The sequence below is a fragment of the Streptomyces sp. DH-12 genome, assembly GCF_002899455.1.
Classification (GTDB): Bacteria; Actinomycetota; Actinomycetes; order Streptomycetales; family Streptomycetaceae; genus Streptomyces.
The window spans coordinates 2183591-2195708 of sequence record NZ_PPFB01000001.1 but is presented as its reverse complement, the minus strand read 5'-3'; the positions used below and the strand labels follow the sequence as shown (position 1 = coordinate 2195708).

Below are 12118 nucleotides of genomic sequence, written 5' to 3'. Positions count from 1 at the left end.
GCCTGGCGAGGCCATCGAGTCTGCTGTGAGGAGGGTTGGGATCCATGCACTGCCCCTTCTGCAGGCACCCCGACAGCCGTGTCGTCGACAGCCGTACGACCGACGACGGCACGTCGATCCGCAGGCGCCGCCAGTGCCCGGACTGCTCCCGTCGTTTCACGACCGTGGAGACGTGTTCGCTCATGGTGGTCAAGCGGTCGGGAGTCACCGAGCCGTTCAGCCGCACCAAGATCATCAACGGTGTGCGCAAGGCGTGCCAGGGACGGCCCGTCACCGAGGACGCCCTCGCCCAGCTCGGCCAGCGGGTCGAGGAAGCGGTGCGGGCCACCGGGAGCGCCGAGCTGACCACCCACGACGTGGGACTGGCCATACTCGGCCCGTTGCAGGAACTCGACCTCGTCGCCTACCTGCGGTTCGCGTCCGTGTACCGGGCGTTCGACTCGCTGGAGGACTTCGAGGCCGCGATCGCGGAACTCAGGCGGGCGGAGCGGCCCGGCGCGGACGACGGGGACGGCGACGGGGCCGCCCCGGGGAGCCGGGAAGACGACAGCGGGCAGGAGGGGGCCGCCCAGGTCCCCGCGCCCGCTCCCGCCACCGGCTGAGCAGCGGTCCGGCCCCGGACGCGACGGTCCGGGGACCGGTTCGGCCGGCGGCGACGAACAGACCTGTTGCGGGCAGGCGAGTGGGTGCCCGCAGCATCAGACAGAACACCGTGCCACGGGAACATCGGGGCACTTCAGGGCGTTTTCGCCCGTATCAGGGAGGCGGCATGACAGAGACGGCGAGCGGTCCGGCACGTAGTTCCCGAGCCAAGGCGAGCAAGGCCGGCAAGGGACTGCGCGTCGAGCGCATTCACACCACCCCGGGGGTCCACCCGTACGACGAGGTGGCCTGGGAGCGCCGTGACGTCGTCATGACCAACTGGCGCGACGGCTCGGTCAACTTCGAGCAGCGCGGCGTGGAGTTCCCCGACTTCTGGTCGGTGAACGCGGTCAACATCGTCACCAGCAAGTACTTCCGCGGTGCCGTCGGCACCCCGCAGCGCGAGACCAGCCTCAAGCAGCTGATCGACCGCATCGTGAAGACGTACCGGAAGGCCGGCGAGGACAACAGGTACTTCGCCTCGCCCGCCGACGCCGAGATCTTCGAGCACGAGCTGGCCTACGCCCTCCTGCACCAGATCTTCAGCTTCAACAGCCCCGTGTGGTTCAACGTGGGCACGCCCCAGCCGCAGCAGGTCAGCGCCTGCTTCATCCTGTCCGTCGACGACTCCATGGAGTCGATCCTCGACTGGTACAAGGAAGAGGGCATGATCTTCAAGGGCGGCTCCGGCGCCGGCCTGAACCTCTCCCGCATCCGCTCCTCCAAGGAGCTGCTCTCCTCCGGCGGCAACGCCTCCGGCCCGGTCTCCTTCATGCGCGGCGCCGACGCCTCCGCCGGCACCATCAAGTCCGGCGGCGCCACCCGCCGCGCCGCGAAGATGGTCGTCCTCGACGTGGACCACCCCGACATCGAGGACTTCATCGAGACCAAGGTCAAGGAGGAGGAGAAGATCCGCGTCCTGCGCGACGCGGGCTTCGACATGGACCTGGGCGGCGACGACATCGCGTCCGTCCAGTACCAGAACGCCAACAACTCCGTGCGCGTCAACGACGAGTTCATGGAGGCCGTCGAGAAGGGCGGCAAGTTCGGCCTGCGTGCCCGCATGACCGGCGAGGTCATCGAGGAGGTCGACGCCAAGGCGCTCTTCCGCAAGATCGCCGAGGCCGCCTGGGCCTGCGCCGACCCGGGCATCCAGTACGACGGCGTCATCAACCACTGGCACACCTGCCCCGAGTCCGGCCGGATCACCGCGTCGAACCCGTGCAGCGAGTACATGCACCTGGACAACACGTCCTGCAACCTGGCCTCGCTGAACCTGATGAAGTTCCTCAAGGACGACGGCAAGGGCGACCAGTCGTTCGAGACCGAGCGCTTCCAGAAGGTCGTCGAGCTGGTCATCACCGCGATGGACATCTCGATCTGCTTCGCGGACTTCCCGACCCAGAAGATCGGTGAGAACACCCGCGCCTTCCGGCAGCTGGGCATCGGCTACGCCAACCTCGGCGCCCTGCTGATGGCCACCGGTCACGCCTACGACTCCGACGGCGGCCGCGCCCTGGCCGGTGCCATCACCTCCCTGATGACCGGCACCGCCTACCGCCGCTCCGCCGAGCTGGCCGCGATCGTCGGCCCGTACGACGGCTACGCCCGCAACGCCGACGCCCACAAGCGCGTCATGAAGCAGCACGCCGACGCCAACGGCACCGCCGTGCGCATGGACGACCTGGACACCCCGGTGTGGGCCGCCGCCACCGAGGCCTGGCAGGACGTGCTGCGCCTCGGCGAGACGAACGGCTTCCGCAACGCCCAGGCGTCCGTGCTCGCCCCGACCGGCACCATCGGCCTGGCGATGTCCTGCGACACCACCGGTGTCGAGCCCGACCTCGCCCTGGTCAAGTTCAAGAAGCTGGTCGGCGGCGGCTCGATGCAGATCGTCAACGGCACCGTCCCGCAGGCCCTGCGCCGCCTGGGCTACCAGGAGGAGCAGATCGAGGCGATCGTCGCCCACATCGCCGAGCACGGCAACGTGATCGACGCCCCCGGCCTCAAGCAGGAGCACTACGAGGTGTTCGACTGCGCCATGGGCGAGCGCGCCATCTCCCCGATGGGCCACGTCCGCATGATGGCCGCGATCCAGCCCTGGATCTCCGGCGCCATCTCCAAGACGGTCAACATGCCGGAGACGGCGACCGTCGAGGAGGTCGAGGAGATCTACTTCGAGGCCTGGAAGCTGGGCGTCAAGGCGCTCGCCATCTACCGCGACAACTGCAAGGTCGGCCAGCCGCTCTCCGCCAAGACCAAGGAGAAGGAGAAGGCCGAGGTCACCGAGAAGGCCGAGGAGACGATCCGCGCCGCGGTCGAGAAGGTCGTCGAGTACCGCCCGGTCCGCAAGCGTCTCCCCAAGGGCCGTCCCGGCATCACCACCTCCTTCACGGTGGGCGGCGCCGAGGGGTACATGACCGCCAACTCCTACCCGGACGACGGTCTCGGCGAGGTCTTCCTGAAGATGTCCAAGCAGGGGTCGACGCTCGCGGGCATGATGGACGCCTTCTCCATCGCCGTCTCGGTGGGCCTCCAGTACGGCGTGCCGCTGGAGACGTACGTCTCCAAGTTCACCAACATGCGCTTCGAGCCGGCCGGCATGACGGACGACCCGGACGTGCGGATGGCACAGTCGATCGTCGACTACATCTTCCGCCGCCTGGCGCTGGACTTCCTGCCGTTCGAGACGCGCTCCGCGCTCGGCATCCACTCCGCCGAGGAGCGGCAGCGTCACCTGGAGACCGGTTCGTACGAGCCGGCCGACGAGGACGTCGACGTCGAGGGCCTGGCGCAGTCGGCTCCGCGCGCCCAGGAGCTGAAGGCGGTCACCACGCCGAAGGCCGAGACCGAGGCGGTCAAGCCCGCTCCGAAGCAGGCCCACACCAGCGCCGAGCTGGTGGAGATGCAGCTGGGCATCCAGGCCGACGCCCCGCTGTGCTTCTCCTGCGGCACGAAGATGCAGCGGGCCGGTTCCTGCTACATCTGCGAGGGCTGCGGCTCGACCAGCGGCTGCAGCTGACGCCGGCCCCTCCGGGCGCTGCCCGGGGGTGAGACGGCGAGGGCGGTGGCACCGGGGTTCCGGTGCCACCGCCCTCGGGCGTTCCCGGCCGTACCGCCGACGGCCCGCCGGCGTCAGGTCCGGCGGGCCGCGCCCATCTCGCGGGGAAAGCCCACCGGGTCGCCGTCGAAGCCGTGCACGCCCGCCCTGAACTCCCAGCGGCCCGTGCCCTCCCGGACGAACTCCGCGACCGTGGCCGCCGCCACCCCGGGCACCCCGCCGAAGTCGTCCTCCGCCAGGACGTCGTAGCCCTCGCGGATGCGCAGCCCCGGGTTGCCCACCTCGGAGAACGTCCGCCGCGCCTGGTGCTGCTGGATGACGACCCCGACCACCACGCGCCCGTACCGCCGGTCCAGGCGGTCCAGCTCCAGCGTCATGACCTCGTCGTACCCGAACCCCTTGCCGTCCTGGCTGTCCCGGCTGAGCGTGATGGTGCCGTCGGGGGAGCGGCTGTCGAAGTGCACCACGTAGGCGGGGTCGCCGTGCGGGTCGCCCTCCAGGTAGGGCGCGGCGACGAGATCGAGGTCGGTGGAGGGCTCTCCCGACGGACTCGGATCCCACCGCAGCGCGATCTCGACCTTGCGGATCCCCTTGCTGAGGCCGTTCACCCGTTGTCCCCTTCCTCGTGACCGTCCTGCCGGCGCACCCCAACTGCCGCATGTCCGCGGCAGATTGTCCATCCTGCCACGCCCGCGCTCCCGGGCGCCGGTACGCAGTCCCCGTGAGGGCGACCGGGCGGCGCTCCCTGGCCTTACGATGGCGCGGTGCTGGTCAAGTGGATTCGCTGCACCGTGGTGGACCGTCGGGGGTTCGAGCGGGGGCAGCGGAAGTGGGCGGGGCTTCTGGGGGAGCCGGGGTTTCGCGCGCAGGGCGGAGGATGGAGCCGGGGACGTCAGGACGTGGCGCACATCTTCTCCTTCTGGGAGAGCCGCGCCTTCTACGACTCCTTCATGGCCCGGTCCCACGACCGGCTCGCCGCGTCCCAGGCGGGCACCTTCAAGGACGCCCAGGTCAGGCTGTTCGACCACCGCTTCGACGTGAAGACCGGGTTCGAGCCGCGCTTCACCGACGCCGACCTGATCAGGGTCGCGCTGTGCCGGGTCCACGAGGAGCGCGCCGAGCACTTCGTCCTCATGCAGGAGAAGGTGTGGAACCCGGCGATGGCCGGCTCGCCCGGCATGGTGCGGGGGCTGTTCGGCGAGGCGCCGGGCAGCGAGTACCTGGTCCTGTCGATGTGGCGGTCCGCCGCCGAGCACGGCAAGTACCGGACCGAGCGCGTGGAGCGGCTGGCGCTGCGGGCCCAGACCGAGGCGGACGTCGCGGCCCTCGCGGGCGACATCGTCGACATGGAGCCCGCCTGGACGGTGTGAGCCGGCGGCGGACGCTCCAGCGACTCGTGCACGGCGAACTTCGTGTGACATATGCCGTACGGAACGCGCACGAGTGTCCGAAACGCCCTCACCGGATCTAGGGTTTCGGCATGGCACGACCACGGCGCATCGTCCTTGTCCGGCACGGGGAATCAAGGGGCAATGTCGACGACACCGTCTACGAGCGCGAACCCGACCACGCCCTCGGCCTCACCGAACGGGGCAGGAAGCAGGCCGAGGAGACGGGCGAGCGGCTCCGCGACCTCTTCGGGCAGGAACGGGTCAGCGTCTACGTGTCCCCGTACCGACGGACGCTCGAGACCCTGCACTCCTTCCACCTCGACCCGGACCTGATACGCGTCCGGGAGGAGCCCCGGCTGCGCGAGCAGGACTGGGGCAACTGGCAGGACCGCGAGGACGTACGCCTGCAGAAGGCCTACCGGGACGCCTACGGGCACTTCTTCTACCGCTTCGCCCAGGGCGAGTCCGGCGCCGACGTCTACGACCGCGTCGGCGGTTTCCTGGAGAGCCTCTTCCGCAGCTTCGAGGCCCCGGACCACCCGCCGAACGTCCTCATCGTCACCCACGGCCTGGCCATGCGGCTGTTCTGCATGCGGTGGTTCCACTGGACCGTGGCGGAGTTCGAGTCGCTGTCCAACCCGGGGAACGCCGAGGTGAGGATGCTCGTCCTGGGCGAGAACGGAAAGTACACCCTCGACCGGCCTTTCGAGCGCTGGCGGGACCCGGAGCCCTACCCGATCACGGGATAGACGAAATGTGCTGGAGTCGGCGAGAACGGAATGGGAGAGTTGCGAGGCGATGACCACTGATCATTCCCCGAAGACGCGCCTGGAGCGCGCCCTGGCCAGCCTGCGCGGCCTGTCGGTGGGGGATGCGCTCGGCTCGCAGTTCTTCGTGCCGGTGAACCACCCGCTGCTCAAGCGCCGCGAACTGCCCGAGGGCCCCTGGCAGTGGACCGACGACACCGAGATGGCGTGCTCCGTCGTCACCGTCCTCGCCACGCACCACCGCATCGACCAGGACGCCCTGGCCCACTCCTTCGCCCACCGCCACGACTTCGACCGGGGGTACGGCCCCGCGGTCAACCGGCTGCTGCGGCTCGTCCGCGAAGGCGGCGACTGGCGAGTGCTGGCCGCCGCGCTCTTCAACGGCCAGGGCTCGTGGGGCAACGGCGCCGCGATGCGGATCGCGCCGCTGGGCGCCTGGTACGCCGACGACCCTGAGCAGGCCACGCACCAGGCGGAGATCTCCGCCTACCCCACGCACCAGCACCGCGAGGCCGTGGTCGGCGCCATGGCCGTCGCCGCTGCCGCCGCCCTCGCCGCGGCGCCGGACGGCCCGCCCCGCGCCGAGGACCTCCTCGACGGGGTCATCGCGCTGGTGCCCGCGCGGAGCGCGGTCGGCGCGGGACTGCGCCGGGCGCGCGACATGCTCGACTACGGCGACGCGGCCACCGTCGCGGCCGTCCTCGGCTGCGGACGGCGTACGACCGCGCACGACACGGTGCCTTTCGCGCTCTGGTCCGCCGCCCGCTCCCTGGGCGACTACGAGCACGCCTTCTGGACGACCGCGCAGGTGGGCGGGGATGTCGACACCACCTGCGCCATCGTGGGCGGGGTGCTCGCGGCGGGCTCCGCGGGGGCGCCGCCCGAGGCGTGGGCGGAGCGGGTGGAGCCGTTGCCGGAGTGGGTGGCGCGGGTGGTCGAGGTCTGAGGCCTCGGCCTGCGACGTGACTCGGCTCGCGGGCCTTCTTGCGCTTGTGCTTGCGCTGGAACGGGGCGCCGGCCGCTCCCGGCCGGTCGGAACTCTCCGTGCGTGACGGGAACCCTGCGTGACCGGCCGCTCGTTGTCGGTGTGTCCGCTGCGGGCGGTGTGAGGTCCTGTGGGCGCTGACACGTGTCGGCGGCGCGGGGACGGGGCGTGAGACGTCGGGGGAGGTGTGCGGGATGGCCGTGGGGGCGCGTGATCCGGCCGTGTGGGCGGGCGTTCTGCTGGTGCTGTGCACCGCGCTGCTCAGGTGCGCGCGCCGGCCCGGCGTCACCCGGCCGACCCCCGTGGAGTCGGCCGGTGCGTCGCCGGGCCGGACGCGTGCGGTGTCCCCCTCAGCCGATGCCCGGTCCCGCCGAACCGGACAGCGCCTCCAGGTCGCTCCTGCGGACCCGGATGACGAGCCAGGCGACGGCCAGGGCCAGCACGGCCATCGCGGCGGCCGGGATGAACGCCGAGGAGATGCCCTGCGCGAGCACCTCGTGCCCCCAGGGCGCCGGAAGCTGCTGGGTCCGGGCGAACTCCGCCTGCTGCTCCGCCGTCCCCTCGGCGAGGAAGGCCGGCACCTGCTGCTCCGCCTCGTCCCGGCTGGCCGTGCCGAACACCGTGGTCAGCAGTGCCAGGCCCACCGATCCGCCCACCTGCTGCGTCGCGTTGAGCAGACCGGAGGCGGCGCCGGCCTCGTGCTGGGCCACTCCGGAGACCGCGGTGAGCGTCAGCGTCACGAAGTTCAGGCCCATGCCGAAGCCGAAGATCAGCATCGGCCCGAGAATGCCGCTGACGTAGGAGCTGTCGGAGTCGATCAGCGTCTGCCAGGCCAGGCCGAGGGCGGCCAGCGCCGAGCCGATGATCATGAACGGCTTGGGTCCGAACACCGGCAGGAACCGCTGCGACACCCCCGCCCCGGCGGCGATCACGACCGTCACGGGCAGGAAGGCGAGACCGGCCTCGATCGGGGTGTAGCCGAGGACGTTCTGCACGAACAGAACGATGTAGAAGAACATGCCGAACATCGCCGCGGCGAGGCTGAGCATGATCACGTACGTGCCCGAGCGGTTGCGGTCGGCGAACATCCGCAGCGGGGTGATCGGTTCCTTGGCGCGGGACTCGATCAGGGCGAAGCCCGCCAGCAGGAGCACCGAGGAGACGAAGGAGCCGATGGTGAGACTGTCCCGCCACCCCTCCTCGGCCGCGCGGATGAAGCCGTAGACGAGTGTGGCCATACCGGCCGTCGAGGTCACCGCCCCCACGATGTCGAAGCGGCCGGTGTGCCGTTCGGACTCGTTGATGTACATCGGCGTGAGGACGGCGATCAGCAGGCCGATGGGGACGTTGACGAAGAGCACCCACCGCCAGTCGAGCCACTCGGTGAGCATGCCGCCCGCGAGCAGCCCGATGGCGCCGCCGCCCGCCGAGACCGCGGCGAAGACGCCGAAGGCGCGGTTGCGTTCGGGGCCCTCCGGGAACGTGGTGGTGATGAGTGCCAGCGAGGTCGGCGAGGCGATCGCTCCGCCCACGCCCTGCAGGACGCGCGCGGCGAGCAGTTGCCAGGGCTCCTGGGCCAGTCCGCCGAGCAGGGAGGCCGCGGTGAACAGCAGGATGCCGCTCATGAAGACGCGGCGGCGGCCGAGGATGTCGCCCGCCCGGCCGCCGAGGAGCAGCAGTCCGCCGAAGGTCAGGGTGTAGGCGCTGACCACCCACGTCAGATCGGTGGTGCTGAACTGCAGGGCATTCTGGATGTGCGGGAGCGCGATGTTCACAATCGTCGCGTCGAGTACGACCATGAGTTGACAGGCCGCGATGACGGCGAGCGCGATACCGGGACGCCCTTGTCGGCGGGCCGCACCCGGCCGTGGATCCTGGAGCAAAGGAGAGGTGGTCACTATGGGTCCCCCACGAATGAGTTAGTGAACGAGCGCGTTCACTGTTGCGTCAACGGTAGGAGCCCTCGACAGTGAACGCAAGCGTTCACTGAATGGCCGTCGTTCCGGCGTGTCCCCCTTCGGCGCCGCGCGGCGGGTGCTTCATCCCCCAATGCCCGCTTCCTCTGCTCGTTGGAGAGAGTCAGATGGTTACTTCGAGCTGGGCGGCTGCCCAGGCTCAGACGGTCGCCTCGCGCCGCCGTGGCGCCGTACTGGAACAGGCGATCCTCGAGGCCGCGCTGGAGCAGCTCAGCACGGTCGGCTGGAACGGCCTGACGATGGAAGGCGTCGCCGCCGGCGCCCAGACCGGGAAGGCCGCCGTCTACCGGCGCTGGCCCTCCAAGGAGGACCTCGTCGCGGACGCCCTGCGCGCCGCGCTGCCCGAGTTCGACGAGGCGCCGGACCTGGGGAGCGTGCGCGAGGACCTGCTGGAGCTGTGCCGCAGGGCCCGGGACGCGATGTTCTCCAGGCCCGGCTGCGCCCTGCGCGCGGTCATTCACGAGTGCGACAGCGCGGAGGCCGAGCACTTCCACGCGGTGATCGTCAACGGCGTCATCGAGCCGACCCTCGCGAAGCTCCGCGAGGTGGTCGAGCGCGGGATCGAGCGGGGAGAGGTGCGCCCCGACGCGGCCAACGGCTACGTCTTCGACATCATTCCGGCGATGATGATGTACCGCTCGAAGATGTGCGGCAGCGAATGGTCGGACGTCGATCTGGAGCAGATGATCGACCAGTTGATGATTCCGCTGCTGCGGTCGCACGCCTCCTGATCACAAGGTGATGACGGCGGTGACCGCGGTCGGGGAGCCGGGGTGTCGCACGCCGGACCGGGCGGCGTACGCTAAGGGCGCCATGCCGTACGAACCGCCTACTCACACCGTCGAGCGCTCACTCCGCGCCACGACCGGAGCGAAGATCGTTGCAGGTGTCGACGAGGTGGGGCGTGGCGCGTGGGCCGGCCCGGTCACCGTCTGCGCGGCGATCACCGGACTGCGCCGGCCCCCCGAGGGACTCACCGACTCCAAACTCCTCGCCGTCAAGCGCCGCACGGAACTCGCCGAGACGCTGCGGAGCTGGGTCACGTCGTACGCCCTGGGGCACGCGTCGCCCGAGGAGATCGACGCCATGGGGATGACCGCCGCGCTCCGGCTGGCGGCCGTCCGCGCCCTGGAAGGCCTGCCCGTCCGGCCCGACGCGGTCATCCTCGACGGCAAGCACGACTACCTGGGCTCGCCCTGGCGGGTCCGGACGGTCATCAAGGGCGACCAGTCCTGCGTGGCCGTGGCGGCGGCGTCGGTCATCGCCAAGGTCCAGCGCGACAAAATGATGGCCGAACTGGGTGCCGAGCATGCAGACTTCGGTTTCGCGGACAACGCCGGGTATCCGTCCCCCGTGCACCGGGCCGCGCTGGAGGTTCGGGGACCCACCCCGTACCACCGCCTGTCGTGGGCGTATCTTGATGCGCTGCCCCAGTGGCGGCACCTCAAGAAGGTCCGCACCTGGACGGAGGCGCGCGTCCCGGAGATCGAGGGCCAACTCGGCTTCGACTTCTGACGGGTCGCTCGCACTGATGTGCCACCCGGCGACGCCGGCCGTGCCGACGTTTGATAAAAATCAGCTCATGCCTCTCCTTCCCGAGGAGCCTCAGATTCACGAGAGTGCCCAGGGTCCCCGCGCCACGCCGGCCAGTGGCCGTACCGCGCCGACCCCCCGCCCCGTACCCGGTCCCCGCCCCGCGGCTCCGTCGCGTCCCGGCCGTCCCGGCCCGCCGCGGCCGGCTCCTCCGGCCCAGCGCACGCCGCGTGAGGCGGCCCCCGCCGCCACACCCGGCCCTCCGGGTCCGTCCACCGCCGCCAACGGCCCGCAGATCCAGCTGATCCCGGCTTCCGTCGAAGGGGCGCTCGACGCCGCCGAGGAAGCCGTCGACCTGCTTCTGGACTCGGGCCGCGCCCCCGGCGACGTGCTGGTGATCACCACCGGTGACCAGCATCCGTGGGCCACCCATGAACTGTCCTTCGGTGAAGCCGCCTACTGGGCCCAGCACGACTCCGGTGACGACGTCTTCTACACGGACGCCCAGGTGGCGGACCGTGCCAAGGCGCGTCCCGTCGTGGTGGTCGCCGTCAACGGCGGTCCCGAGTCCCTGACCGCCTCCGCACTGAAGACGGCCCACGCCCGGGCCGGCGCCCTGCTGATCGTCTGCGGGGACCCGCAGCGCATCAACTCCGTGCTGGGCGCCGGGGTCTGAGCCGACGCCACGGCGTCGACCGGCACGGCGGGCGAGGCCATCGCACGCACGCGTGAACACCGGCGGTCGCAGTGTCCGCACCGCTGGCCCCTCGGTGTGCCCGGCTGGTCCCTCGGTGTCCCGGCGACGGATGAGGGCGCACGGCGCGGGGACGTGGCTCGTGGGTCATCGGTGTCGTCTGCCGGACGGCCCGCGAGGCATGCGTGGTCCACGGTCGTCCGTGGCGCCGCACGCCGGGGCCCGCCGGGGCCACGGGCGCGTACGCCGGACGTGCGGGGCCGGACGTCGGCAGTGCATCCGGGTGACGTCAGCGGGCCGCCGCGCGCCGCAGTACATCCGACGCCGCCCCGCCCGTGCGGGGGATCCGCGGCGGCGCCTCGGACATGGCGACCGGCTCCGGCTCCGAATGGGCGCTGGGATGGCGGCCGCCGCGCCCTTCACCCAGCACCTGCCAGCCGTCACGGGTCAGCGTGATGTACGCGCCGCAGCGCAGCCCGTGCAGGGTGCAGGCGTCCCGCAGCCCCCACATCCAGGCCCCGTCCTCCTCCGTCCAGCGGGCGTCGCCCTCACGGCAGTAGAGCAGGACGGCGGTGCGCACCGGGGTGCGGCGCCGCAGGTCGTGCGGGATGACCCGGCGCAGCTGGGCCAGCAGCACGTTGCGGTACATCCAGCCGTCGGCGGCGGAGCGCCGGGTGAACGACGCGCTCGCCCGAAGGCGTTCGTCGGGATCGAGCACGGCGACGACCGCGGTCGCCGGGCCGGGACGGTGCCGGGCGTGCAGTCCGCTGACGACCTCGCGCGGATTGCGCAGCAGCGGGATTCCCGCGGCCGCCCACTCCGCAGGCTCGAGCACACGGCGGGCGGATGCGGCGGACATCGACAGCGATGCCGCCGAGGACGGAGCGAATCCGAAGGTCACGGTCCTCCCTTCGGCTACGCCCACACTGCGGGCGGGTCGGATTCGGGGAGCGCGCACGCAACAGAGCCTTACCTGGTCGGCGGGCGAGCCGTGCGGGTGCGTCCTTCAATTCTTCCTGTCGAACTTGGATGCGGCAACGAGCAATTGGGGCAGGGGACCGTTATCGGC

11 protein-coding genes are annotated in these 12118 nt (G+C 71.0%); 8 read left to right on the top strand and 3 right to left on the bottom strand.

Going from position 1 to position 12118, the window contains the following annotated elements; all coding sequences use genetic code 11:
* Nucleotides 1–44: 44 nt before the first annotated feature.
* Nucleotides 45–602 (top strand): transcriptional regulator NrdR, encoded by a 558-nt coding sequence (gene nrdR / locus C1708_RS08680; protein ID WP_106412111.1) that lies wholly within the window; start codon nucleotides 45–47, stop codon nucleotides 600–602.
* Nucleotides 603–769: 167 nt separating this feature from the next.
* The gene (locus C1708_RS08675) at nucleotides 770–3664 is read left to right on the top strand and encodes a vitamin B12-dependent ribonucleotide reductase (protein ID WP_106412110.1); all 2895 of its coding nucleotides are present in this window, start codon (nucleotides 770–772) and stop codon (nucleotides 3662–3664) included.
* Nucleotides 3665–3777: 113 nt separating this feature from the next.
* Here C1708_RS08675 and C1708_RS08670 read toward each other — a convergent pair whose 3' ends face one another.
* Nucleotides 3778–4311: a TerD family protein gene (locus tag C1708_RS08670; protein ID WP_106412109.1), complete on the bottom strand. Its 534-nt coding sequence runs from the start codon at nucleotides 4309–4311 to the stop codon at nucleotides 3778–3780.
* A 156-nt stretch (nucleotides 4312–4467) separates the two neighbouring features.
* On the opposite strand from C1708_RS08670, the gene C1708_RS08665 reads away from it, so the two are divergent.
* From C1708_RS08665 to C1708_RS08655, 3 genes are all read left to right on the top strand, one after another.
* A complete protein-coding gene (locus tag C1708_RS08665) occupies nucleotides 4468–5073 on the top strand; it encodes a YdbC family protein (protein ID WP_106412108.1) in 606 nt (201 codons plus the stop codon).
* Nucleotides 5074–5183: 110 nt separating this feature from the next.
* On the top strand, nucleotides 5184–5843 hold the full coding sequence (locus C1708_RS08660) for a histidine phosphatase family protein (protein WP_106412107.1): 660 nt from the start codon (nucleotides 5184–5186) through the stop codon (nucleotides 5841–5843).
* 49 nt (nucleotides 5844–5892) lie between these two features.
* Nucleotides 5893–6807, top strand: a complete 915-nt coding sequence (locus C1708_RS08655; RefSeq protein ID WP_106412106.1) for an ADP-ribosylglycohydrolase family protein — start codon at nucleotides 5893–5895, stop codon at nucleotides 6805–6807.
* A 389-nt stretch (nucleotides 6808–7196) separates the two neighbouring features.
* Here the strand turns inward: C1708_RS08655 and C1708_RS08650 are convergent, their stop codons facing one another.
* Nucleotides 7197–8744: an MFS transporter gene (locus tag C1708_RS08650; RefSeq protein WP_106412105.1), complete on the bottom strand. Its 1548-nt coding sequence runs from the start codon at nucleotides 8742–8744 to the stop codon at nucleotides 7197–7199.
* 185 nt (nucleotides 8745–8929) lie between these two features.
* On the opposite strand from C1708_RS08650, the gene C1708_RS08645 reads away from it, so the two are divergent.
* The 3 genes from C1708_RS08645 to C1708_RS08635 all read left to right on the top strand — a co-directional run bounded on the left by C1708_RS08645 (nucleotide 8930) and on the right by C1708_RS08635 (nucleotide 11031).
* On the top strand, nucleotides 8930–9553 hold the full coding sequence (locus tag C1708_RS08645) for a TetR/AcrR family transcriptional regulator (protein ID WP_106412104.1): 624 nt from the start codon (nucleotides 8930–8932) through the stop codon (nucleotides 9551–9553).
* Between the two features lie 82 nt (nucleotides 9554–9635).
* Nucleotides 9636–10337, top strand: a complete 702-nt coding sequence (rnhB, locus tag C1708_RS08640) for a ribonuclease HII (protein WP_106412103.1) — start codon at nucleotides 9636–9638, stop codon at nucleotides 10335–10337.
* Nucleotides 10338–10404: 67 nt separating this feature from the next.
* The gene (locus C1708_RS08635; protein ID WP_106412102.1) at nucleotides 10405–11031 is read left to right on the top strand and encodes a hypothetical protein; all 627 of its coding nucleotides are present in this window, start codon (nucleotides 10405–10407) and stop codon (nucleotides 11029–11031) included.
* Between the two features lie 307 nt (nucleotides 11032–11338).
* Here the strand turns inward: C1708_RS08635 and C1708_RS08630 are convergent, their stop codons facing one another.
* Complete coding sequence (locus tag C1708_RS08630; protein ID WP_106412101.1) at nucleotides 11339–11950, bottom strand: hypothetical protein; 612 nt, start codon at nucleotides 11948–11950, stop codon at nucleotides 11339–11341.
* Nucleotides 11951–12118 lie beyond the last annotated feature (168 nt).